This is a genomic window from Rhodococcus sp. APC 3903, assembly GCF_030407755.1.
Taxonomy (GTDB): Bacteria; Actinomycetota; Actinomycetes; order Mycobacteriales; family Mycobacteriaceae; genus Rhodococcus_F; species Rhodococcus_F erythropolis.
Genome location: NZ_JASDCV010000011.1, coordinates 163,681 through 186,027 on the forward strand (window position 1 = coordinate 163,681; position 22,347 = coordinate 186,027).

Here is a 22,347-nt window from a genome sequence, read left to right on the forward strand (position 1 = left end):
TTTACCTGTTACCTTGTGTTGTCGTGGGTGGATGAACCGATCCGGTCGAGCAAGACACCTCGTAGAGTCCGGATCTCCCCCGCGAAAGGGGAGCGATGCGCCGGATACGGAAGATATCGACAGCTGCAGTGACGTGTGTACTCGCGTCGACCGCGGTCTTGGGGGCGACCCAGGCTCATGCATCCCCGTGGGATTGCAACGTCACCGGCAGCTTGGATCAATCAGGTGGGCCGACCAATCCGATTCCCTGGCTCAACGGAACGGACGGGAAACTTCCGGAATTGCAGGGCCGCACCTCGGCGGTCGAGTACATCACCGGCGCGCTCAGCCCCAACCAAACCGTCGAGCGTTTCAACGTTCTCGGCACGGATCTCGGCATCATGTGGGACAACGGCGCAGGTCAGGTCCTGACAGCCTTCGGCGACACCGTCGGCATCGGATCTGACCCCCTGTGTTCCGGGGTGGTCGGTGACTGGCGCAGCAACGTCCTGTTCCGTAGTTCGGACGGAAATCTGTCCGACGGCATGAACATCGACTCCTCACCGACCGACCGGCCGAATCACTCACGCGAGATCATCGGAAGTCTGAAAGTCACCGGCGTCGAAACCAGCAGCATTCCGACGACGGGTATCTCGGTTGGCGGCGTTCAGTACGTCAACTACATGTCGATTCGTTCGTGGGGAGGGTCGGGCGAGTGGGTCACCAACTTCTCGCAGATCGCGTCCTCGCACGACAACGGTGAGACCTGGCAGGTCGAACCGGCCTCGTCCCGGCCCAATCTGCCGTTGACGGGTAACGACAACTTCCAGATGGGTTCCTTCGTCAAAGACGGTGGTTACGTCTACAACTTCGGTACCCCCGCGGGACGTTTCGGCGAGGGGCGCCTCTCGCGGGTCAAGGAAGCCTCCATCGCGGACGTCGCGGCGTACGAATACTGGGACGGAAAAGCATGGGTCCCCAACAATCCCGCTGCCGCTGCAGTAGTTCTCGACGGGGATGTCAGCGAACTGTCGGTGCAGTACAACGACTATCTCGGCAAGTTCGTCGCGATGTACTCCAACGAGTGGGGAGCGCTGGTGCTGCGGACGGCGTCGGACCTGACCGGCCCGTGGAGTGCGCCCGACGTAGTGATCGGCACCGACGAGGTTCCGGGACTCTACGGCGCGTACATGCACCCCTGGTCACAGGGGCAGGACCTCTACTTTCTCGCCACCACCTGGTCCGACTACAACGTGATGCTCATGAAGACCACGCTGCACCAGTGAACCGGATGGTTATCGTTGAACGGTGAGCACCACCGACAATGCGCTACTGATCACCGCCCTTCGAGACGTGTTGGTGGGACCACTACCCGAAATCGGCCGACGATTTTCGACGTTGATCGCGGACATGGCGCCGCACACTTCCCTGGTGATCTTCACCCGTGAATGCACCGGTAGGCCGCGCAAGGTCGCCGGGGATCCAGCCGTCGTCGATCGTGTGACCATCGCCGAACTCGACCGTATCCGTACGGATCTCACTGTCGGACAGATCTTTCGGGGAAAATGCGCTGTCGCCGGCCGGGACCGTGAAGTGCTTGCGATGCTTGATCGAACCGATACGCTTCTCGTTTTGACACCGCACCCCGTACCGGTGAAGACAGCATCCCTCGAATTGATCCAGGCACTGTTCGCAGTGACTGCAACCGGAATTCAGCTCCAGGTCCGGAACGCGAGCCCGGCATATCTCGCCGAGTCACGGGCAGCGTCGTCGGAGCGTGCACGCACCGTGGCGGAGATGACGGAGGTGCATGCGGCCACCCTCGAGACGATGCTGGCGACGCTGCGCTCGGCGGATCTCGACGACACACGTGCGCGAACCTCGGCCAGGGAGACTGCGGCCTCGGCTCTGATCGGCCTGCGTTCAGCCGTCGACGTGCACCGCGAGTTGGCCGAAGAGTCGACCACCACGGCTTTTGCACGGATGCGTGGGGAATTGCGTTCGCTGCTCAAGCATCGGGAAATCGCGTTGGAGTTGGTGGAGCCACCCGTCGACGGGCGTGGGTTACCAGGTGAAGTGGCGCACGGCGCCCGCGCGGTCGTCCGCGGCGCGGTCTTGGCCTTGTCGGATCAGCAGATGCTCTCGCGTATCCGGGTGGCCTGGACGCTCGACGCGGCTTCACTCTCGATCGACATTCGCGACGACGGCGGCGGCGAAGCCGACGTGGTTGACGTTGAACGCCAATTGCGTTCGAGGGTAGAGACTTTGGGTGGAACCGTCGAATCCGAGTCGACGCCCGGGTGGGGGAACCGGATCAGCGCAACCATCCCGCTCGACGCCCCCGTCGCCCTACCGAACCGCGACGTCCTCACCGAACTGGCTCCGCGGGAGTTCGAGGTACTCGAGCATCTGGTGGCCGGACGGCGCAACAAGGCGATCTCGGAGCGCCTCGGCGTCAGCGAGAGCACAGTCAAGTTTCATGTTGCCGGGGTCCTGCGGAAATTGGGCGTCGAGAGTCGGGGTGCGGCGGCCGCCGCGGGCGCGGAGGCCGGCGTGAAGCCTGCACCCTAGTCCTTTCGGCCAGGTCGGTCAGTCAGTTCGACCAGGGTTGCGGGCACCTGCTTCGGGCTAACCTTTCAACGAGTGCACATATCGCAATGTGAAAACACGGCGCCATGTGACGACACGTCCTCAATCGCACGAAGCCAGGAGCAAAGCCATGCCACAGCAGGTACGCGGCGTCATCGCCCGATCCAAGGGTGCCCCCGTCGAAATCGTCCCCATCACGATTCCCGACCCCGGTGCCAACGAGGTAGTGGTCGCCATTGCAGCGTGCGGTGTGTGCCACACCGACCTGACCTACCGCGACGGCGGAATCAACGACGAGTACCCGTTCCTGCTCGGGCACGAGGCGTCGGGCATCGTCGAGAGCGTCGGCCCCGGTGTCACTCACGTCGAGGTGGGCGACTTCGTCGTCCTCAACTGGCGTGCAGTCTGCGGGCAGTGTCGTGCGTGTAAGCGTGGCCGCCCGCAGTACTGCTTCGACACGTTCAACGCCGAGCAGAAGATGACGCTCGAAGACGGCACCGAACTGACGCCGGCACTCGGTATCGGCGCATTCGCAGACAAGACGCTGGTTCACGAAGGCCAGTGCACCAAGGTCGACGCCTCGGCCGATCCGGCTGTGGTCGGACTGCTCGGTTGCGGTGTCATGGCCGGCATGGGTGCCGCGATGAACACCGGCAACGTCGGACGCGGTGATTCAGTGGCCGTGATCGGGTGTGGTGGTGTCGGCGACGCAGCGATCATGGGTTCACGCCTGGCCGGCGCCAATACCATCATCGCCATCGACCGGGATCCGCGAAAGCTGGAGTGGGCCACGGAACTTGGTGCCACACACACGATCAATGCCACCGAGGTCGACGACGTCGTCGAGGCAGTCCAGGAGCTGACCGGAGGTTTCGGTGCCGACGTGGTTGTCGACGCAGTCGGTCGCCCGGAGACCTGGAAGCAGGCGTTCTACGCCCGCGACCTCGCGGGAACTGTAGTGCTGGTGGGTGTTCCGACGCCGGACATGAAGCTGGAAATGCCGCTGGTGGACTTCTTCTCGCGCGGCGGAGCCCTCAAGTCGTCGTGGTACGGCGATTGCCTGCCCGAGCGTGACTTCCCCGTTCTGGTCGACCTGTACCAGCAGGGGCGTCTGCCGCTCGAGAAGTTCGTCAGTGAGCGCATCAAGCTCGACGAGGTGGAGAAGGCCTTCGAGACGATGCACCGCGGCGAGGTCCTCCGTTCGGTGGTGGTCCTGTGACATTGCGTGTCGATCGCGTCGTCACCTCGGGCACGTTCAGCCTCGACGGCGGAACATGGGACGTCGACAACAACATCTGGCTGATCGGTGACGACAACGAAGTGGTAATCGTCGACGCAGCTCACACCGCGCAGCCGATCATCGACGCTGTCGGCGGACGCAAGGTGATCGGAATCGTCTGCACCCACGGTCACAACGATCACGTCACGGTTGCGCCGGAGCTGGCCGAGAAGCTCGACGCTCCGATCTACCTGAACCCGGCCGACGATGTGCTCTGGGAGATGACTCACCCCGGGGTGAAGCATCTGAGCTTGGAAGATGATCAGCGTATTGCTGTGGCGGGCACGGATATTCTGGCCATCCACACACCCGGCCATTCCCCGGGGTCGACGTGCCTCTACCTGCCGGAGGCCGGCGAACTGTTCAGCGGCGACACCTTGTTCTCCGGTGGACCCGGCGCAACGGGGCGCTCGTACTCCGATTTCCCGACCATCATCGGATCGATCCGCGACAAGCTGTTTGCCTTACCTGCCGAGACCAAGGTTCACACCGGTCACGGTGACGGCACGACGATCGGCACCGAGGCGCCGCATCTCGAAGAATGGATCCGCGCCGGATCCTGATGTGATCAGAAGTGAAGTGGGGACGCCGGTACCGGCGTCCCCACTTTTTGTCACAACGCTGATGCCCAACCGGCGGTGTCGTTCTCACCCGGGATTGCCATCAGGCCGTGCCACAGTTCGAGGATCTCGAACCATTCTGTCTCGGATCGGCTGAGGGGACGTACAGATTCGTAGCCGGCGCGCAGGCTCTGCCGTACCGCGATCGGGGTCGGTCGCCAATCGGTGAACAGGGTGCCCAGATAGACGCTTGCCTTGGCCAGGTCGCTCACCCGGTGGTCGATCACCACGTCGTCGAAGTCGAGTACTCCGGTGGTCCGAGAGTTTCGAGTCAAGATGTTGGCTGCACGGAAGTCGTTGTGTACCAGTTGAATTTGGTCATCGAGCTCGGACGCACGCGCCAGGAGGCCCCCGAGCCTACGCGTTGCCTCAGGCGCGAACCCGCGGTCGAAATTCTCGAGCCAACCACCGATGCGCTCCTTCAACCCGGTGCTGCGCGACGAGAAAACCGATCCGTCGACATGGGTGGCGCCGAGCGTTCGGTGTATTTCTGCCAGACATGCTCCTGCCGAACGGACCGCCGCGTGGTCCTGCACGTCCAACAAATCTCCCGCCAACTCCGGCAGTACGGTGAACGACACTGCGCACGAAGGACCTTCCAGTGTTTCCCAGGCCAGCAGTGTTTCCCGGACCAGCAGTGTTTCCCGGTCCAATCCGTTCAGGGACGTGATCGGCGACGGAACGGGCACGCCCTGCGCGGCGAGTGCGCTCAGCAGGCGCGTCGACGCCTCCAGGTTCTCGAAGCGCTCTGTGGCGCGCGACCACTTCACCACCAGCCCACCTCGGTCGCTCGCAACCCACACAATCGCGTTCTGGTCACTGATCGCCATTCGCGAGCACTCGAGGGCCGTCAATCCCCAAGTCTGCTCGAGTACCGCCGAGACCCAATGGGTGGCTGCGCCAAAGCTGTTGAATCCGAATCGCTCCTCCAGAGCGGCTTCCGGCTCCACCGACTCCCAGAGCATGGACAACCCGAGTGGCAACATGCTGTCCGACTCTAGTGCGGTGGAGGATATCTGAGTAACGTGTCGTGCTTTGCCATTCCTGGCTAACGAATAAGTTTGGGGTTCGACGAAAGAGCCTGGCAGATCATACTTTAACACTAGTTTGGCTGGCACTTTCGAATGATCTTTTGTGACTGTAGTCGGTCTGCCTCAAAAAAACTGATATCTGTTCTAGTGTGGCTCTGCGGTGACGAACGGAAAGTGGAATCAGGTTTTGACGAAGTCTTGATTCCATGAAGCCTGTGAACTTCGGGCGTCGTGGTGCGGTGCAATCGACACAGGCTCATGTTGCTGCGAGCTGAGAATCTGACACGGCGAATGGCGCGTGTCGCGGAACGAGAGGTAGGAGCGCACGATGTCAGCTGACCTTCTGGCTGCACTGAGGACCCTGATTACCGGGGTGGCACCCATTCTTGGGGGCTCAATAGACATTTTGAACACGATGTCTACCAACGACTATTCGAACGAAGGGTGAGCGGTATGGAATCCGTCGCAGAGGCGACGTCATCGTTGGGCGAGACAGTTGCCCAGATGCTGCCGACATTGTTTTTCATGTTGATTCAACGTCCACTCGAACTTTCGATGGGCTTCTGAGGGGAAGGTAAGGCATGTCGCTTCAGCCAATTATGAGTGATTCTTTGGGGCTTGCTGCAATGGTGTGGCCTGCTCTCTCTGAATACCTCACCGCATTTCTGATCTCTCTATCCTGAGAAGGAGTACAAAGATGTCGTCAGACTACTGGGCAGGGATGGTCAATCTCATGTCGAGTTTCGTTGGGGTTGTATTGTTCGGCCTCAGCACTGCTTCCGCCGAAGGTGCGGGCTGGTCCAGCGCAGAGTCGCTCAGCGCCGGCAGGTGACGCCACTTGATTGGTGGACGAATTCACCAATCTCGTAGCTCGAAAGATGTTTCGGCACAAGTGTTTTCTGAAGTTGATTGATGAGGTGGGCGCACGTGGTGCGCCCACCTCTCTTCGTGCAATCGAACACTGGTGATTGTGCCGAGGAAGTGTTGCATGAGCGTCTTCGCTATCTGACTGCCTGTGTGGCTGGCGGGACCACATCCTGCGCCCTAGTGGCAACGAAGGATCTCGAAAAGTGATGTTGTGCAACATTTTTGAGAATGTCTAAATCGCCGACAAGCGTAACAAAAAGTGCATATAGTGTATGTAGCACGACGGTTAGTTCAGTTCACGGCCGGAGCGTCGAACTGCCGAGTGCCCAAGACGGGGAAACTCAGATCATCGCCACAGCTGCATGAACCATGTGTCTTCCCTGCGCTCTGAATGGCGTGCAAACAGGAGGTTTCCGAGCCGCGCAGTGGACAGAAGATTCGAATAGCGATTCGTTCGCGTTTCATCTACGAAAGGTGTTCACAGTCATGGGATTTAAGAGAGTCGGAATTGGTGCGGGTGTTCTTGCGTCCGCCGCTGCCCTCGCGTTCGCAGGAACCGCTTCTGCCGCTCCCGCGGTCGAGGCCGTACCTACCGCTGATTACCAGCTGTGTGGCAATGTTTACAGCGGTGCGGGGTTGGAGTACAACGCCGCACCACCGGCGGCCGCACAAGGTGTCTCCGGGGTCGTAATCTCCGGCGTGATTAGCACGGCACCCTCCACGACGTATACCGCGACCACCGATTCAGCGGGGCGTTACTGTATCCAGGCTCCGAATACGATGAAGGCTGATGTACTGGGCGGAGCCACGGTCAAGCTCACTGCCGGCACCCCGCCGTCACCGTTCACCACCATCACCAACAATCCGTGGAAGAGTGCAGCAGTTTTCGGGACTACGAACATCGGAACGATCATTTTTGCAGCGCATCAGTACGGATCGCTCAGTTCCAACTCGGCGTACCACTTTAATTTCGTTGCCTCGTAGATAATCCGTCGACTGATTTGACCGAGCGACATCTTGAGTCCGCACGTGAGGTCTGACTGTCGGCTGACGAGGTAGTTCAAGGATGGGGTGGGTGCAATCCAATGCACCCACCCCGTTTCACTTGTGCTCACATGATCGAACGGCAGCCAGACGACTGGTGCGATCGATCGACGATGATTGCTGTGCCCTGCGGTTCAGTCACCCTGCCGCAGTTCGCTGAAGATCAAGTTGGTCTGGGTATTGGCGATGGCCGGATCGTTGAGGTGCGCGCTGACGAAATCGCGAAGCCGAGTGGGAGATTCACACGAGACGTGCACCAGGAGATCACGGTCCCCACTCATCAGGAACACTCGCTGAACGGAATCCAGTCCGCTCAGGTGCTCGGCAATTTCCGTCATCCGGCTCCTGGCGTGGGAGTGAATCAGAATCGACACCATCGCCGAGATCTCGAGGCCGAGTAGCTCGAGGTCTATGTCTGCGTGAAACCCCTTGATGACGCCCGATTCGCGTAGCGCACGCATCCGCGCCAGAGCGGTCGACGGCGCTATCCCGACCTTCTCGGCGAGTGCATTGTTGGGGATGCGTGCATCCCGGACGAGTTCGCGGAGAATCGCCGTATCGACGTCGTCGAGCCGAACATGATTCGGCCGAGCCGCGGCTGCCGCCCGTTCGATCGCATTAATCATCCGATTTCTCCCTGCCGTTGCGAAAATATTCAGCAACTATTGACCGCGCCCGTCGATGATTCTAGCTTTTGCCAAACACATCGAATTATCAAACGGTCGAGATCGACACAGTCGACTGTTGCGACGAAGGGGTCCGGATGGTTCCGAGGATCGGCCGACACACGGGCGATTCGGGGGCGCGGTTGATCGACATCAGCCCGCCGATCTCCGAATCGACGCCCGTGTGGCCAGGCGATACCGCCTTCACCCGCGCTGTTACGTCAGACCTCGGCGACAGTGACGCCGTCACGATCAACCGAATCACCACCACTCCTCATATCGGTGCTCACGCCGATGCGCCGGCGCACACCCGCATCGGCGGTGCGCCCATCGGTTCTGTTCCCCTCGAGCCCTATCTCGGCGAAGCACTGGTGGTCGACATGACGGGCGTCGACGGTGCCGCATGCATCAGGCCCGTCGAAGAGACGGTGGAGCGATTCGGCGGCCATCTGCCGCAGCGGCTGATTCTGAGGACTTACCCGAAGTACCCGCGCGAGTGGGACAACGACTTCGCCGGCGTTTCTCCGGAGCTGACCCACTGGTTCGCCGACCGCGGTGGAGTTCTGATCGGAATCGACGGCGCCTCGTTCGATCCGATGGACAGCAAGACCATGGACGGGCACCACGCGGCAAGCGATCGTGGCGTCGCGATCCTCGAAGGACTGTGCCTCGACGAGGTCGACGAAGGCTACTACGAGTTGATCGCACTGCCGCTGAAGTTCCTCGACCTCGATGCCAGCCCGGTACGCGCCGTGCTCCGGACTCTGCCTTCATCACTTTCAACGCCGACACATGCAGGAGAAGAATCGTCATGACATCGACAACCACCCTTTCGTTGGATGACTGCGTCAAGGCCGACGCAGTGGATCCCCTGAGGGAGCTCCGCCGCGAGTTCGCGATTCCGGAGGGCGTTCTCTACTTCGACGGAAACTCGCTCGGCGCGCGTCCCATTGCCGCACAGGAATGCGCCGCGAGAGTAATCGGCGACGAGTGGGGCAACGGCTTGGTTCGCAGTTGGAACGAGGCTGGATGGTTCGACCTCCCGGTCCGCCTCGGTGACAAACTCGCCCCGTTGCTGGGAGCAGGTGAAGGCGAAGTGGTAGTGACGGATTCGACGTCGATCAACCTGTTCAAGGCATTGGCCTCCGCACTGTCCATCGCGGCTGCTCAGGATCCCAGCCGGAAGGTGATCGTCTCCGAGCGCGACAATTTCCCCACTGACCTCTACATTGCGGAGGGCATCATCTCGCTGCTCGATCAGGGATACGAACTACGCCTGATCGACCAACCGGGCGACCTCACCGAAGCAGTAGGACCAGACACCGCCGTAGTGATGTTCTCGCACGTCAACTACCGCACCGGAAACCTGTATGCGATGACGGAAGTCACTGCAGCAGTGCAGGAACGTGGCGCCCTCATGATCTGGGATCTCGCACACTCGGCCGGCGCCGTCACTGTCGATCTGAGCGGCGCCGACGCCGACTTCGCGGTCGGGTGTACGTACAAGTACCTCAATGGTGGTCCAGGTTCACCTGCATTCATCTGGGTCAACCGTCGCCATCAGAACACCGGAATCCAGCCGCTGTCCGGGTGGTGGGGGCACGCGCGACCGTTCGCGATGGAGTCGGCCTACGAACCGGGCGCAGGAATACGACGGTTTCTGAGTGGTACTCAACCAATCACGTCGTTGTCACTCGTCGAGTGTGGTCTCGACGTCATGCTCAAAGCTGACATGGCCGACATCCGCAGCAAGTCGCTCGCGCTGGCCGATCTCTTCATCAACCTCGTCGAGGAGCGTTGCGCTGCCTACGGTTTGGAGTTGATCACGCCGCGCGCGCACGAGCGTCGTGGCTCGCACGTGAGTTTTGTTCATCCCGAGGGCTATTCCATCATGAAGGCTCTCATCGCGCGGGGCGTCATCGGCGACTACCGCGAACCAGGAGTGCTGAGGTTCGGTATCACTCCGCTCTATCTCGGATACGCCGACGTGTGGAACGCCGTCGACGTGTTGCGAGACATCCTCGAGAACAAGTCCTGGGATCGCCCCGAATTCCGCGAGCGCGACGCAGTCACCTGATTCTTCCAAGTTTCCGCGGACCGGGAGGTACCGCCTTTCGCAAGGAGCTTTCATGAGTGATTTCAAAAACATTCAGCAGCGAGAATCAGGTCTCAAACGCGAACTCGGCCCCAAGCAGATGAGCATGATCGCGCTCGGCGGTGCAATCGGCACCGGACTCTTCCTCGGCAGTAAGTTCGCCATCGGATTTGCCGGCCCGAGCGTCATCATCAGTTACGCGATCGGCGGGTTGATCGCCCTGCTGCTGATGGGTGCCCTCGCCGAAATGACCGTCGCACATGCGACATCAGGTTCGTTCGGTGCGTACGCAGAGTTCTACGTCGGACCGTTGATCGGCTTCCTCGTTCGCTATCTCTACTGGTCTTGCATCGTCCTCGCGGTCGGTACCGAGGTCACCGCGATCGGTGAATACATGCAGTTCTGGTTCGCCGACGTACCGTCGTGGCTGTGGATCGTGTTGTTCTCCGGAGTGCTGATCGGCGTGAACATGTTCAACGTCAAGGCCTTCGGAACGATGGAGTACTGGTTCTCGACGATCAAGGTCTTCGCGATCGTGGCATTCATCGTGATGGCAGCGTACGTCGTGTTCGGTAGCGGGAACCCGGACTATGGATTCCACAATTACACGGCCGGTGGCGGATTCTTTCCGAATGGTTTGTCCGGCATGTGGTTTGCCGTGATCGTATCGATCTTCAGCTACTTGAGCATCGAGATGATCGCCATTGCGGCCGGTGAGGCGGAAAACCCCGCGGTGGCGGTGAAGAAGGCGTTCCGTGTGACGATCGTCCGGCTGTTCGTCTTCTACATCGCAACCCTTGCTTTGATTCTGGCAATTGCTCCGATGGACAAGATCTTGAGCGGCGGAAGCCCTTTCGTCACGGTAATGCAGGTCGTGAAGATTCCGGGCGCAGACAGTGTGCTGAACTTCGTGGTGATCATTGCCGCGCTGTCCGCGATGAACAGTCAGTTGTACGTGTCTTCGCGAATGATGTTCTCGCTCTCGCGTGCTGGTGACGCGCCGGCCGTTCTCGGCAAGGTCAGGGCCAACGGCTCGCCGGTCAACGCCTTGCTGCTGTCGACGTCGGGCATCGCCGTCGCGACCATCGTCTACGTTCTCTTTCCCGAGCAGGCATTCACGTTGATGATCTCGTTGTCGATGTTCGGAGCGATGGCGACGTGGCTGCTGATCTTCGTGACGCACTGGTTCTTTCGCAAGCGGATGGCAAGCGAAGGACGAACCCTCTCGTTCACGATTCCGTTCTTCCCGGTGGGGACGATACTGGGTGGTGTCCTCATGGTCGCGATCCTCGTCACGACATTGTGGGTCGAGGATTTCAAGATGACCTTGGTGTTCGGGGTGCCGTTTGTTCTTGCCGTGATCGGCATCTACTACTTCACCCGATCACGTCGGGCGCAGAGTCGAGCGGTAACGGCTGAACAGGTTCAGGACGAGATCACCGGCACGGTGGTCAAGCGGGTGCCCTGACTCGCATTGGGAATCAAAGGGTTTCGGCGAAGAACTCCATAGTGCGGGTCCAGGCGAGGGCAGCAGAATCCGGGGCGTAGTGGCTGGTCGAAGTGTCGTTGTTGAACGCGTGGCCGGCGTCGGCATAGCGGTACACCCGGGCGAGATCGGACGCGGTTGCGCGCAATTGCTCGACGCTCTCCGGCGGGATACTCGGATCGAGGTCGCCGTAGTGACCGAGCCACGGGACCTGCAGTTGCGCTGCAAGTTCGGTGCCTGCCGCGATTCCGTCCCATCGGGCCTCGGCGACACCGCCGCCGTAGTACGTGACAGCGGAATCGACGAGGGGTACCGCGGCACACCACAGTGACGCGGTGCCGCCCATGCAGAATCCGAGGGAGCCGACTCTGTCTGCTCCCTCGGATCGGCTGTAGTCGACGGCGGCACGTACGTCGTGGCCGATGCTTGTGCTGTCGAGTGCCATGAGCGCATCCTTCGCGGACGGGAAGTCGGTGAAGGAGGTCTGTGCGCCGCGGTGGTAGAGATGCGGGGCGACGGCAAGGTAGCCGGCGTCGGCGAGGCGTTCGAGGATGCTCTCGATGTGTTGGTTCACGCCCCACGCTTCTTGGAGAACTACTACCGCATGTCTCGGTTCACTCGGCGAATCCGGTCGGCTGACGGTCAGCGGTACGTCACGTGTGGTCGTCGTGAAAGTTCCCATGTCCCGACTGTATGCGAGTACGGACTGTATTCGAGTACGGACTGTGGGTGCACGGTCGAACTAGACTCGTCGAATGTTCAGTTCCGACGTTCCGCCGATCAGCCTGGGCAGTTGGCCGACGCCCGTCGAACCTTTGGCGCGTTGCGCGAAGGCACTCGGATTGGGGCCGGAAGACCTGTGGATCAAACGTGACGATGTCACCGGACTAGGCGGTGGCGGCAACAAGATCCGAAAGCTGCAGTACACCTGCGCTCAGGCTTTGGCCGTCGGCGCGACGACTTTGATCACTACCGGTGCACCGCAAAGCAATCACGCTCGGTTGACTGCATCCGCAGCAGCCCGTTCGGGATTGCGTTGTGTGCTGGTGCTCGGTGGTGCCGAGCCGGAATCCGCGCAGGGAAATCTCGTTCTGGATGCACTCGCGGGCGCTGAGATCGTCTGGGCCGGTGGGGACAGGGCATCCGCGGTCGACGCCGCGGTGCAGGCCGTCGCTGACTCGGGCGGAGTTCCTTTTGTCATTCCCTTCGGTGGTACCAGCGCGGTGGCCGCGCAGGGTTACGTCGACTGCGCACGCGAGATAGAGCAGCAACTCCCCGGAGTGGAACGCGTCGTGGTTGCACTCGGATCGGGCGGAACGATGGCTGGACTTGTCGCGCATCTGGGCGTCGACAGAGTTGTCGGCGTCGATGTCGGGGCTGTTGCCGATCCAGTGTCGACCCTCGCTGGGTTATTGGACGAGATGCCTGGTCCGATCGTGCGAGCCGCGGATCTTCAGATCCTGCGAAACCAAGTTGGACAAGGATATTCGACGCTCACGGAAGCATCAGCCGGCGCGATCCGATGTTTGGCTCGTACGGAGGGCATCTTCCTCGACCCGACGTACACCGGCCGAGCCTTTGCGGGATTGATCCAACTCGTGAAGGACAAAGCCATCACGGCGGGATCAAAAACGGTCTTCCTGCACACCGGGGGGTTACCTGGCCTGTTCGGACATCCCGAACTGTCGACGCTGCGGTGAGCGAGCAGATCGACTACCCGCTCAGCAGCCCGCTCGACGAGCTGTCCGAGTGGCAACGCGTCGTGCGACCGCTGCGCGTCAGTGCCGACGGGTATCTGCGTTTGGCGACCAATCGGCTGTCAGTCGACTCCGACTACACGTGGGAGATGCACCGCCACAGCGATCACGAATTGCTGTGGGCGATCGACGGTGTTCTCGAGGTCCGTACTCCGGAGACTGTGTACACGGTGCCGAGTGGGGTCAGTCTATGGATCCCGTCCTATGTTCCCCACGAGGTGACGGCGCGTAGCGGCACAGAATTGTCGTGCACGTGGTTGGTGGCATCCGATGTGACCGGGTTGGATCGTGTGGTGGCCTTGTCCACCCCTCCGCTGCTCGAACAAGTACTCGATCACCTCACCCGAGACGACTTGACCGACGCGGCTCGTCGACGAGCCGAGGCGTTTGCCATCGACCTCGTCGAACCCGTACCGCGACTGATTTTCGATGTGCCGCTGCCGACGACGCCGTGGCTTCGGCAGATCGCAGATCAGTTGGTTGCCAGCCCGGCCGACACCCGATCGGTCGAGGAGTGGGCCACCGACGCGAAGGTCAGTACGAGGACTCTCACACGAAGGTTTCCGGCCGAAACCGGCTTGACCTTCTCGGAATGGCGTATGCGACTGCGGGCTCATCATGCGATGCAACTTCTGGCACTCGGTCGAAGCATCTCGTTTGTATCGAGGAAGACGGGTTTCCGTTCCGAAAGCGCGTTCGGTGCGGCTTTTCGTCGGACGATGGGTGTGACCCCGGGGGAGTTCGCAAGCCTGATCGATCATCCGCGCGCGCCAATGACCGATTGGCTACAGGACTAGTCCGAACAGCGACTCAAAGCGCCTCGATCGGACTTGTGTCGTGCCACAGAATGAACTTAGGGTTGGCTAAACAATCACCTCTGTAGGAGTTCTGCGTGCGCGCAATTCGATCATTTTCTTTCGGTTCCAGAGTCATCGCAGCGGCGGCAGTTGCCGTTGTCGGTGCGATGGCGGTGACTGGCTGTTCCTCGTCATCGGCCGACTCCGAGCCGACGGACGTCCGGACGGTTGCCTCGGCATACGGGGACATCGAGGTTCCTGCCTCGCCGGAGCGCGTCGTCGCCGCGTCGTACGACACTCCTTGGCAGCTCATGTCCCTCGGAGTGAAACCGGCTGCTGTGCAGGACTACGGCAAGTGGATCAGTGAATTCACGCCCGAGCAGCAGGCCTTCGTCGACGGGCTCCCGACCATCGGGCCGTACGGGGAAATGAACTTCGAAGCGATCGCTGCGGCAGATCCCGACATCATCGTCGGCGACGCCGACGAAGTGGACCAAGCGGCGTTCGACCGTCTGTCTGGCATTGCGCCCACTGTCATCGTCAAGGGCGAGAGTCGAGGTGACTGGAAGACGATCACCACGGAGATCGCCGAGGCGATCGGCAAGACGGACGTGCTCGAGTCGACGCGCACTGCTTACGAAGAGAATCTCGAACGTGTTCGTGGCGAGTACGCGGACGTGATCGCGAACAACAAGTGGATTCACATTTCGCTCGGAGACGCACCCGGCGCTTTCTCGGTTCAGCAGCCCACTGGTGCGATCGGCAATTTGGTCGTCAACGAACTCGGATTGGCGTACGGGCCCGGTGTTCCGACCAATTACACCGATGCCGGATACGAGTCCTACCCGATGGAGCAGTTGGCCGACATCATGAACGGTGTGACGGTCGTGCTGTATCCCCTGAATGCGGACGGATCGACCAATGCGGCGGTTCAAGCGGTCCTCGACGACAACCTCTTCACGAGGCTGCCGGCGGCGCAGGCTGGCCACGTCTTCGGATTGCAGTCGAGTGTCACAGACTTCGTGACCGCGAACGGTTGGCTGAACGAAGTGAAAACGAAGGTGTTTGCAACGCTCTGACGCTTGCTCACCTTTTCACTGCGTGCCCGCAACTGACCAGTTGAGGGCGCGCAGTCTTTTTGGTCGCCACTACGAGCGGAAATCCTGTCCTCTGCTTATGATTTCTGTCACTGCCGGTTACCGTTACTTCGACGAGGGCGACGCGGTTCGACCTTGCCTTGGCAGGGATCATCGATCCTCGGCGACGTGCGGAGGTGGTCGCCATCCCCGCAGATCCGTGGGGTATTTTGTCCGTATCTACTGTCGGGGTGAGCAGTGATGTGCGGGGGAGTTTTTGGTGAGTACAAGCGCTCGTGCCGTCTTTCGAGCAGGGCGCTCTGGATTTCGGGACCATACCCGTCCGGACATTAGTTCTGGTTTGCTGAGCGTGAACGGTGCGTGGGGCGAATCGTTCGAGGGGACGAAAGGCGAGATCGGCGAATGACAGCGACTTCCGACGCACGGCATACCGAATCCAAGGCTGTCCAGAACACCGACTCGCCGTCTGGCGAAAACCCGCGCTGGCGCGACCGCAAAAGGTACCTGTGGCCGCTCGGATTGCTGATTCCACTCAGCCCGTTCATCTCCTGGTTTCTCGTCGACAACCTTCGTCTCGGATTGTTCTGGGCGACCGGCGCGTGGCTCCTGGTCATCGTCATCCCGATCATCGACATGTTGGCTGGTGAAGACGGCGAAAGTCCGCCGGACGATGCGATCCCACGACTGCAGAAGGACCGCTACTACCGCTGGTGCACTTACGCGTTCCTCCCCTTGCAATACGCCGGTCTGGTCTTCGCCTGCTGGTGCTGGATCAACGCTCCGATGGGAATCGCGGAGAAGATCGCGATGTCGTTCACGGTGGGTGTCGTCGCCGGCGTCGGTATCAACGCGGCCCACGAGCTCGGCCACAAGAGCGAGAAGAGCGAACAGTGGCTCGCGAAAGTGGCGCTTGCGCAATCTCTCTACGGGCACTTCTACGTGGAACACAATTTCGGCCACCATGTGCGTGTAGCTACTCCGCAGGACCCGGCCAGCTCACGGTTCGGTGAGAGCTTCTGGAGGTTCTTGCCACGAAGTGTGTTCGGCGGGCTGCGGTCGGCATGGCGCATCGAGAGCGCTCGACTCCAGAGGAAAGGCAAACGAACCTGGAGCTTCGAGAACAATATTCTCAACGCTTGGGCGATGAGTGTTGTCCTCTTCGCGACGCTGATCGGTATCTTCGGTTGGGAGGTCGCGCCCTGGCTCCTGCTGCAGGCAGTTGCCGGATTCACCTTCCTCGAAGCGGCGAACTACCTCGAGCATTACGGTCTGCTGCGTGGCAAGCGTGCTGACGGCTCGTACGTTCGCTGCAGCCCCGCTGACAGTTGGAACAGCGATCACGTCGTGAGCAATCTGTTTCTCTACCAACTGCAGCGGCACAGCGATCACCACGCCAACCCGAAGCTGCGGTACCAAAGTCTGCGTAGCGCGGCCGAAGCGCCGCAACTTCCGGCCGGCTACGCAGTGATGATCGTGATCGCGTGGATTCCACCACTGTGGCGCCGGGTGATGGATCAGAGATTGTTGGACTACTACGACGGCGACACAGAACGAATCAACGTCGGCTGATCACGTAGCCGTCCGCTGAACTGTTCGGAGTTGTCGTCTCAGCGACCGTCATCCCACACGGTGTTACCGCTTGCGGTCGTCGAAGGGTAGTCCTGGACCGCGTCCCAGTGTTCGACGATTTTGCCGTTCTCGTCGAATCGGAAGATGTCCATCGAGCCGCTGCCGGCCGTTCCCTCACCGGACGAAGCGAAGGTCTGAACAAAGACGAAGTCGCCCTCGGCTACCGTCCGTGGAAACTTGGTGGCCTTGTCTCCGGTAACGGGTTCGATCCCGGCCAGTGCGGTGACAAATGCGTCCTTGCCGTCAGCGAACGAGGGGTTGTGCTGGGTGTAGGTCGGACCGACCAGCTGGTCGGCAGCCTCGGCGGCTTTGCCTTCGTTGAAGGCGAGCTGCAGGAACGTCAACGCGTTGGCCGTGTTGCGCTCCAAGACTTCTGACGACTTGGACGGCGACGAGGTGGGTCCGTCGAACATCGTGTTCGGATTTGCGGACGTTTCCGGCACGTCTTGAATGGCATCCCAGTGTTCGACGATCTTGCCGTTGTCGACGCGGAAGATGTCGAACACGGCCTGGCCGCGGTCGCCGGGTGCAGACGTGGTGTGAGACTGGAGGGCAACCAGATCGCCCTCGGCGAAAACACGAGTGATCTCGGCGTGTAATCCGGGTGTGGCCTCGACGTAACCGCCTATGCCGCTGACAAATCCGGCTGCCCCGTCGGCGGCAGTGGGGTTGTGTTGGATGTAGACGTCGCCAAGGTACCGGTCGGCGGCTTGCTGTACCTGACGGCCGTTGAACGCCAGTTCGTAGAAGTCCGTGACGACGGTCTTGTTGGATTCGAGTTGATCGCCCTGTTCGGCAACAACGCTCGTGGACGTCGCAGAGCTGCTGGGCGTTGCGGATTCCGCGTCGTTGGAGCACGCGGTGAGCAGGAGAGCGGCGGCAGCGGGAACAGTGATCCAGGCTGCGCGCCTACGAAGGTTGCTCATGTTCAGTGTGCGACGGTGAAACGCTGGCGACGGTGGGCCGGAGTCTCGATCTCGTCGACAAAAGCGTGGGCGTAGTCTTCGCCCGCGATGGCGGAGTTACCCTCGGCGTCCGTCAGGAGAATGTCGCCACCCAACTGGAACGATCCCTTCGGGGCGACGCCGGCATGGGCACCGAATGCTGCGGCCGGGCTCACGTAGAACCAGTCGACATTGCTGTCAGTTGCGCGGAGCGCGTCGAGGACGTCGGCGTGAGCGAGCGCCTCACCCTTGTATGCGTCCGGGAAATCGGGGGTGTCGACGACGCGCGGCCCACCCTCGGCGACCAACAGGCTGCCGGCGCCACCGACTACGGCAATGCGAGCACCGTTGTGTGCGGCGGCATCGGCGAGGGGAGTGACGGCGTCGAGCAGGCGCTTGCCGTCGATCTCGCGAGCGGGGATGGCAACGACAACGACGTCGTTGTCTGCCGTGATCTGCTCCACGATCGTGTTGTCGTGAACCGAACCCTGCACGACATTCGTGTCGGTTCCGGACTGCGCGCTGCGAGCGACGACGGTTACCTCGTGGCCGCGTGAAGCGGCTTCCTTCGCGATTGCACTTCCTGCAAAACCGTTTCCACCGAATACTGCGATCTTCGACATGGCGTGTGCCTTTCCTTGCTGTCGTCGTTGTGCTTGTAGTAGTAAATTTATTCACCTGGAAGGTCGATGTCTCGGTCAGATGCGGGCATTAATTGGTGAAAAACAGACATCTTGATGACGATGGGCCGACTGCTTCGGGTCGACGTTGCGAACCGTAGGGTTGGTACATGACTCTCACCGCCGACAACAACGCAGGTCCAGTGGCAATCGAGCGCTCGGACGTCGAAGCTGCGCGGACTCGTATCGCAGGACTGGCGCGGCGTACTCCCATCTTTCGAACTGCGGTGCCGACACCACACGGCGAGGTGCCGGTTCTGTTCAAGCTCGAGTACCTCCAACACGGCGGCTCCTTCAAGGTGCGCGGCAGTCTCAATGCCGTGGAACGAGCGGTCGCCGACGGCACCATGCCCGATGCCGGCGTGGTGATCGCGTCCGGCGGCAACGCTGCGATCGGCGCTGCGTGGGCCGCGCGGCGCCGAGGACTCACCTGCACAGTGGTGGTGCCGGAGACAGCGCCCGAAGCAAAGGTGAAGGCACTTGGGGAGCTGGGTGCAACCGTTCACAAGGTCGGCGACCGGTATGCACTCGCCGCTGCCGCTGCGGCGGACATCGCACGCTCGAGCGGTGCGCTCGAACTGCACGCCTACGACCTGCCCGACATCGTCAGCGGAGCCGGGACCATTGCTCTCGAGATCGAGGACGACGCATCCGGACCGATCACGTATTGCGTTGCAGTCGGCGGCGGCGGGTTGGTCTCTGGAATCGTCGCGGCGGCTCGTCCCGAAGATCAAGTGGTAGCCGTCGAGCCGACCGGGGCTGCCACCTTGCACACCTCGCTCGATGCGGGGCGTCCGATCGATATCGAAGTGAACAGTATCGCCGGGGACTCATTGGGGGCCACACGGATTGGCGCCATCGCCTGGGAGACGCTGCATGAGAGTTCGGTTAACAGCGTTGTGGTCGACGATGATTCGATCCGGCAGGCGCGGGCGTTCCTGTGGCGGGAGTTCCGGATCCTGGTGGAGTTGGGAACCGCGGCAGCAATGGTTCCGGTTCTGAACGGAACGGTGACGCCGCCGTCCGACGGTGAATTGTGCGTCGTTTTGTGCGGTGCCAACACGCATCCGACCGACCTGTAATTTTTGCGTATTTCTTTGCCTGCGTGTGAGAAAGTCCCAGGTGGGTACCTCTCGCAGTATGAGTACCAGCAGCATTATCTGGATAATTGTTGCCGTGGTCGTGGTGATAGCGATCGTGGCCGCACTCCTGTGGGTGGCGCGAAACAGGCGCGACGAGCGTCGTCACATCGAGGCAGAACAGATCCGCGAAGACGTCGCAGACAAGTCGCTGCAAGTAGGCGAGCGCGAGGCGCGGGCAGAAGAGACAGCAGCCAAAGCGCGCATGGTGCAGGCAGAGGCCGACGCCAAAGCGGCGGAAGCGTCTGCGCTGCAACATCATGCAGCGCAACATCGGAAAGAGGCGACGAGCTCTCGCGAGGAACTGAACCAGCAACGAGATCATGCAGACACGATCGACCCCAAGGTTCCCAACCCCGAAGAACCGCGGTCGACGCCGGATCAGAACCCTCGAAACCCTTGATCTCGAAACACTTGATGCAGGCGTTCGAGGGAAGCGTCTGCCCGTATATGGTTCGACGATCATGATGAACAAAGAATCGTCACCGCAGGACCAGAAAAGTGTCACGTCCACGGCGGCTGACGTCGCACAGAACAATGTCTTCGAGCGCTTTGCCCGCGCAGGATTTGTCGTCAGCGGCGTGGTTCATCTGCTGATCGGATATATCGCGATCCGCCTTGCTCTCGGTGGATCCGGGTCTGCGGACCAATCGGGTGCGATGGCCGAGTTGGCAGGAAAACCAGGGGGTGTCTTCGCTCTGTGGGTCGGCGTCGTGGCCTTCCTTGCCATGGCGTTGTGGAGATTGGCCGAAGCTGCGTTGGGGAGCTCGTCGTCGCCGTCCTCGGACGACAAGAAGAAGGAGTTCTTCAACCGTGCAAAGGCTCTGGGCATTTCGCTCGTCTATTTCGGTTTTGCTTTCACTGCATTCGGATTCGCCCGCGGAAGCGGGAAGTCCAGCAGCGGTCAGAGTGCGGGAATCACGGCGCGTTTGATGGAGAACACGCTGGGGACTATCGCATTGGTGATCGGTGGGATCGCGATCATCGCTGTTGGTGTTTACCACGTGTACAAGGGCGCGAGCCAGAACTTCCTGGATGATTTGAAAGGCACACCCAGCAACTTCGTGCGCCGACTCGGAACCGTCGGGTACGTCGCCAAGGGCTTGGCCATCGCTGCTGTCGGCGTTCTGGTTCTTCTCGCGGTCAACAGTTCCGAACCCGGCAAGTCCTCCGGACTCGACGGAGCGTTCAAGACGCTGGGTGCGCAGCCGTACGGAGTGGCCCTGCTGATCCTTGCCGGATTGGGCATCATCACCTACGGGCTCTACTGCTTCGTGATGGCACGCTCGACGAAGATGTAGCGCCCCTGGGTAAGTGGGTCTATCCGAATGACCCGGTCTGGAAACCGGCGTCGCTGCCCGACGAACTTCCCGTCGAGCTACCGAATATCGGTCGTCTCGGAACCAGATCATGCATCAGGTTCACTGCTGCAGGGTCGATCATCGCCGCATTTCCACCGTTCGCCAGAATCGTGATCGACCAGCCGCTGTCGGGAACCAACAGGGTGATGCAGTTGGATCCCGAGCTGTCTCCGTTCTTCTTGGCGAACGATTGTGGGAAGTTCGGCGTCGGGGGTTGGAGCTGCCACGCCATTCCCATTCCGAATGCAGGATTCTCCGGAGCTTGCGTGTCGATCTGCTCGAGCATCGAGGTCAGGACCGGTTTGAGCGGGTTGTTGCCATAGCCGAGAGTTGTTGCGGCCCAGATCGACATGTCCTCGGCGGTGCTGACGAGGCCACCCCCGCCTGCGATCGCACCCGTGTTGTTCCACAGAGGGGCTCTTGTGCCGTCGAGGTAGTACGGAACGGCCAGGTCGGTTGCTTTGGTCTCGATCACGGTACCCATCATCCCGAGCGGGTCGGTGATTTCGCGGGCGACTGCTGCCGCGAAAGGCGGCTTCTCCTGTCCCGGAATGATCTTGTCTGCCATGAGTGTGCCGAGCAGTCCGAACCCGAAGTCCGAGTACAGCCAGTGGCTACCGGGGGCGAACTCCAAGGCCCCGGGAGCCCGGAGTCCTTCCCAGAGCATGTCTCTCGTGTACTTCGCTTTCTCGTCCGTGCACGATTGTGTGGGATCGGCACACCCTGCCGAAAGATTGGGTGGGTCGTCGCTCAGACCGGAACGGTGGGTGACCAGTTGGCGAAGCGTGATCTCCTCGCCACCGCTGCCTTTTGGCAGCGGGTTGCCGTCCGAATACTTGCTCGCCAGGTCGTCCAATCCGACTTCTCCCCGAGCGATCAGTTTCGCCAGTAGTGCAGCGGTGAAGGTCTTGGTCTCCGAGGCGATCTCGAATTGCGTTCGTGGAGTGACTCTCACGCCGTTTTCGACGTCGGCCTGGCCGTAGTGGTACGTAGTGGTGACACTCGCTTTGCGGTTCTTCTCATCCGGTTTGACGATGGCGAAGGCAAGGCCGGGGACTCCGCTGTTCAGCAGTGTCTCTGCGACGCGCTGTACCGCTTGGGCTTCTGCAGGATCGCCGACCCGCGAACCTGGATTGGGTGCCGTGGGGCCGGCGGCGCTGGCGGTCGAGGAGGTCGCGAGGGTTATGACGGCGGTTGCCGCCAGTCCTGCAACGCTGATGAACTGTCGTCGTGACGTCCGGGCGGACCCTCGATCCTGGTTTTCCATTGTTTGCACATTACAACCAAA

Annotated in this window: 22 protein-coding genes; 16 read left to right on the forward strand and 6 right to left on the reverse strand. The window is 61.0% G+C overall.

What is annotated here, in order from left to right; genetic code table 11:
- Positions 1-95: 95 nt before the first annotated feature.
- The 4 genes from QMA15_RS17570 to QMA15_RS17585 all read left to right on the forward strand — a co-directional run bounded on the left by QMA15_RS17570 (position 96) and on the right by QMA15_RS17585 (position 4,410).
- Positions 96-1,265, forward strand: coding sequence for a DUF4185 domain-containing protein (locus QMA15_RS17570; RefSeq protein ID WP_019745686.1), 1,170 nt, complete (start codon positions 96-98; stop codon positions 1,263-1,265).
- Positions 1,266-1,287: 22 nt separating this feature from the next.
- On the forward strand, positions 1,288-2,550 hold the full coding sequence (locus QMA15_RS17575) for a LuxR C-terminal-related transcriptional regulator (RefSeq protein WP_019745685.1): 1,263 nt from the start codon (positions 1,288-1,290) through the stop codon (positions 2,548-2,550).
- A 148-nt stretch (positions 2,551-2,698) separates the two neighbouring features.
- Entirely contained in the window at positions 2,699-3,787 is a 1,089-nt protein-coding gene (locus tag QMA15_RS17580) for an S-(hydroxymethyl)mycothiol dehydrogenase (protein ID WP_007730860.1), read from the forward strand.
- The gene (locus tag QMA15_RS17585) at positions 3,784-4,410 is read left to right on the forward strand and encodes an MBL fold metallo-hydrolase (protein ID WP_007730862.1); all 627 of its coding nucleotides are present in this window, start codon (positions 3,784-3,786) and stop codon (positions 4,408-4,410) included. Before QMA15_RS17580 ends, QMA15_RS17585 begins: the two co-directional genes overlap by 4 nt.
- A gap of 50 nt (positions 4,411-4,460) precedes the next feature.
- On the opposite strand, the gene QMA15_RS17590 is transcribed toward QMA15_RS17585, so the two are convergent.
- Entirely contained in the window at positions 4,461-5,453 is a 993-nt protein-coding gene (locus tag QMA15_RS17590) for a phosphotransferase (protein WP_279163486.1), read from the reverse strand.
- 742 nt (positions 5,454-6,195) lie between these two features.
- On the opposite strand from QMA15_RS17590, the gene QMA15_RS17595 reads away from it, so the two are divergent.
- Both QMA15_RS17595 and QMA15_RS17600 read left to right on the forward strand, forming a co-directional pair.
- Positions 6,196-6,330, forward strand: coding sequence for a hypothetical protein (locus tag QMA15_RS17595; protein ID WP_019745682.1), 135 nt, complete (start codon positions 6,196-6,198; stop codon positions 6,328-6,330).
- 521 nt (positions 6,331-6,851) lie between these two features.
- On the forward strand, positions 6,852-7,349 hold the full coding sequence (locus QMA15_RS17600) for a hypothetical protein (protein ID WP_020971070.1): 498 nt from the start codon (positions 6,852-6,854) through the stop codon (positions 7,347-7,349).
- A gap of 194 nt (positions 7,350-7,543) precedes the next feature.
- Here the strand turns inward: QMA15_RS17600 and QMA15_RS17605 are convergent, their stop codons facing one another.
- Positions 7,544-8,035 carry an Lrp/AsnC family transcriptional regulator gene (locus tag QMA15_RS17605; protein WP_019745679.1) on the reverse strand — a complete coding sequence of 164 codons (492 nt, stop codon included), beginning with the start codon at positions 8,033-8,035 and terminating at the stop codon, positions 7,544-7,546.
- Positions 8,036-8,172: 137 nt separating this feature from the next.
- Here QMA15_RS17605 and kynB point away from each other — a divergent pair, with 137 nt between their 5' ends.
- From kynB to QMA15_RS17620, 3 genes are read left to right on the forward strand one after another with little or no spacing between them, the layout of a single operon-like run.
- Positions 8,173-8,889 carry an arylformamidase gene (gene kynB / locus QMA15_RS17610; RefSeq protein ID WP_279163487.1) on the forward strand — a complete coding sequence of 239 codons (717 nt, stop codon included), beginning with the start codon at positions 8,173-8,175 and terminating at the stop codon, positions 8,887-8,889.
- Positions 8,886-10,151 (forward strand): kynureninase, encoded by a 1,266-nt coding sequence (gene kynU, locus QMA15_RS17615; protein WP_279163488.1) that lies wholly within the window; start codon positions 8,886-8,888, stop codon positions 10,149-10,151. The genes kynB and kynU overlap by 4 nt, the downstream gene beginning before the upstream one ends.
- A 52-nt stretch (positions 10,152-10,203) precedes the next feature.
- Positions 10,204-11,637 carry an amino acid permease gene (locus tag QMA15_RS17620; RefSeq protein WP_019745676.1) on the forward strand — a complete coding sequence of 478 codons (1,434 nt, stop codon included), beginning with the start codon at positions 10,204-10,206 and terminating at the stop codon, positions 11,635-11,637.
- Positions 11,638-11,650: 13 nt separating this feature from the next.
- On the opposite strand, the gene QMA15_RS17625 is transcribed toward QMA15_RS17620, so the two are convergent.
- Positions 11,651-12,337, reverse strand: a complete 687-nt coding sequence (locus QMA15_RS17625) for a dienelactone hydrolase family protein (RefSeq protein ID WP_069145454.1) — start codon at positions 12,335-12,337, stop codon at positions 11,651-11,653.
- Positions 12,338-12,410: 73 nt separating this feature from the next.
- Here QMA15_RS17625 and QMA15_RS17630 point away from each other — a divergent pair, with 73 nt between their 5' ends.
- From QMA15_RS17630 to QMA15_RS17645, 4 genes are all read left to right on the forward strand, one after another.
- A complete protein-coding gene (locus QMA15_RS17630; protein ID WP_020971068.1) occupies positions 12,411-13,355 on the forward strand; it encodes a D-cysteine desulfhydrase family protein in 945 nt (314 codons plus the stop codon).
- Positions 13,352-14,209: an AraC family transcriptional regulator gene (locus QMA15_RS17635; protein ID WP_020971067.1), complete on the forward strand. Its 858-nt coding sequence runs from the start codon at positions 13,352-13,354 to the stop codon at positions 14,207-14,209. Before QMA15_RS17630 ends, QMA15_RS17635 begins: the two co-directional genes overlap by 4 nt.
- Positions 14,210-14,304: 95 nt before the next feature.
- A complete protein-coding gene (locus QMA15_RS17640; protein ID WP_279163489.1) occupies positions 14,305-15,288 on the forward strand; it encodes an ABC transporter substrate-binding protein in 984 nt (327 codons plus the stop codon).
- A gap of 420 nt (positions 15,289-15,708) precedes the next feature.
- The gene (locus QMA15_RS17645) at positions 15,709-16,875 is read left to right on the forward strand and encodes an alkane 1-monooxygenase (RefSeq protein WP_029256457.1); all 1,167 of its coding nucleotides are present in this window, start codon (positions 15,709-15,711) and stop codon (positions 16,873-16,875) included.
- Positions 16,876-16,913: 38 nt separating this feature from the next.
- Here QMA15_RS17645 and QMA15_RS17650 read toward each other — a convergent pair whose 3' ends face one another.
- Both QMA15_RS17650 and QMA15_RS17655 read right to left on the reverse strand, forming a co-directional pair.
- Entirely contained in the window at positions 16,914-17,861 is a 948-nt protein-coding gene (locus tag QMA15_RS17650; protein ID WP_060937856.1) for a nuclear transport factor 2 family protein, read from the reverse strand.
- 2 nt (positions 17,862-17,863) lie between these two features.
- Complete coding sequence (locus QMA15_RS17655; RefSeq protein ID WP_070795552.1) at positions 17,864-18,502, reverse strand: NAD(P)H-binding protein; 639 nt, start codon at positions 18,500-18,502, stop codon at positions 17,864-17,866.
- 167 nt (positions 18,503-18,669) lie between these two features.
- Here QMA15_RS17655 and QMA15_RS17660 point away from each other — a divergent pair, with 167 nt between their 5' ends.
- The 3 genes from QMA15_RS17660 to QMA15_RS17670 all read left to right on the forward strand — a co-directional run bounded on the left by QMA15_RS17660 (position 18,670) and on the right by QMA15_RS17670 (position 20,999).
- Positions 18,670-19,641 carry a serine/threonine dehydratase gene (locus QMA15_RS17660; RefSeq protein ID WP_021331768.1) on the forward strand — a complete coding sequence of 324 codons (972 nt, stop codon included), beginning with the start codon at positions 18,670-18,672 and terminating at the stop codon, positions 19,639-19,641.
- Between the two features lie 58 nt (positions 19,642-19,699).
- Entirely contained in the window at positions 19,700-20,101 is a 402-nt protein-coding gene (locus tag QMA15_RS17665) for a hypothetical protein (protein ID WP_020971062.1), read from the forward strand.
- A gap of 61 nt (positions 20,102-20,162) precedes the next feature.
- Positions 20,163-20,999: a DUF1206 domain-containing protein gene (locus QMA15_RS17670; RefSeq protein ID WP_019745667.1), complete on the forward strand. Its 837-nt coding sequence runs from the start codon at positions 20,163-20,165 to the stop codon at positions 20,997-20,999.
- 19 nt (positions 21,000-21,018) lie between these two features.
- Here the strand turns inward: QMA15_RS17670 and QMA15_RS17675 are convergent, their stop codons facing one another.
- Positions 21,019-22,326, reverse strand: a complete 1,308-nt coding sequence (locus QMA15_RS17675) for a serine hydrolase domain-containing protein (protein WP_020909409.1) — start codon at positions 22,324-22,326, stop codon at positions 21,019-21,021.
- Positions 22,327-22,347 lie beyond the last annotated feature (21 nt).

Coding starts and splice junctions, on each gene's coding strand:
- QMA15_RS17570 (WP_019745686.1), top strand. CDS start 96: ATGCGCCGGATACGGAAGATATCGACAGCTGCAGTGACGTGTGTACTC.
- QMA15_RS17580 (WP_007730860.1), top strand. CDS start 2,699: ATGCCACAGCAGGTACGCGGCGTCATCGCCCGATCCAAGGGTGCCCCC.
- QMA15_RS17590 (WP_279163486.1), bottom strand. CDS start 5,453: ATGTTGCCACTCGGGTTGTCCATGCTCTGGGAGTCGGTGGAGCCGGAA.
- QMA15_RS17595 (WP_019745682.1), top strand. CDS start 6,196: ATGTCGTCAGACTACTGGGCAGGGATGGTCAATCTCATGTCGAGTTTC.
- QMA15_RS17600 (WP_020971070.1), top strand. CDS start 6,852: ATGGGATTTAAGAGAGTCGGAATTGGTGCGGGTGTTCTTGCGTCCGCC.
- QMA15_RS17605 (WP_019745679.1), bottom strand. CDS start 8,035: ATGATTAATGCGATCGAACGGGCGGCAGCCGCGGCTCGGCCGAATCAT.
- kynB (WP_279163487.1), top strand. CDS start 8,173: ATGGTTCCGAGGATCGGCCGACACACGGGCGATTCGGGGGCGCGGTTG.
- kynU (WP_279163488.1), top strand. CDS start 8,886: ATGACATCGACAACCACCCTTTCGTTGGATGACTGCGTCAAGGCCGAC.
- QMA15_RS17620 (WP_019745676.1), top strand. CDS start 10,204: ATGAGTGATTTCAAAAACATTCAGCAGCGAGAATCAGGTCTCAAACGC.
- QMA15_RS17625 (WP_069145454.1), bottom strand. CDS start 12,337: ATGGGAACTTTCACGACGACCACACGTGACGTACCGCTGACCGTCAGC.
- QMA15_RS17630 (WP_020971068.1), top strand. CDS start 12,411: ATGTTCAGTTCCGACGTTCCGCCGATCAGCCTGGGCAGTTGGCCGACG.
- QMA15_RS17645 (WP_029256457.1), top strand. CDS start 15,709: ATGACAGCGACTTCCGACGCACGGCATACCGAATCCAAGGCTGTCCAG.
- QMA15_RS17650 (WP_060937856.1), bottom strand. CDS start 17,861: ATGAGCAACCTTCGTAGGCGCGCAGCCTGGATCACTGTTCCCGCTGCC.
- QMA15_RS17655 (WP_070795552.1), bottom strand. CDS start 18,502: ATGTCGAAGATCGCAGTATTCGGTGGAAACGGTTTTGCAGGAAGTGCA.
- QMA15_RS17660 (WP_021331768.1), top strand. CDS start 18,670: ATGACTCTCACCGCCGACAACAACGCAGGTCCAGTGGCAATCGAGCGC.
- QMA15_RS17665 (WP_020971062.1), top strand. CDS start 19,700: ATGAGTACCAGCAGCATTATCTGGATAATTGTTGCCGTGGTCGTGGTG.
- QMA15_RS17670 (WP_019745667.1), top strand. CDS start 20,163: ATGATGAACAAAGAATCGTCACCGCAGGACCAGAAAAGTGTCACGTCC.
- QMA15_RS17675 (WP_020909409.1), bottom strand. CDS start 22,326: ATGGAAAACCAGGATCGAGGGTCCGCCCGGACGTCACGACGACAGTTC.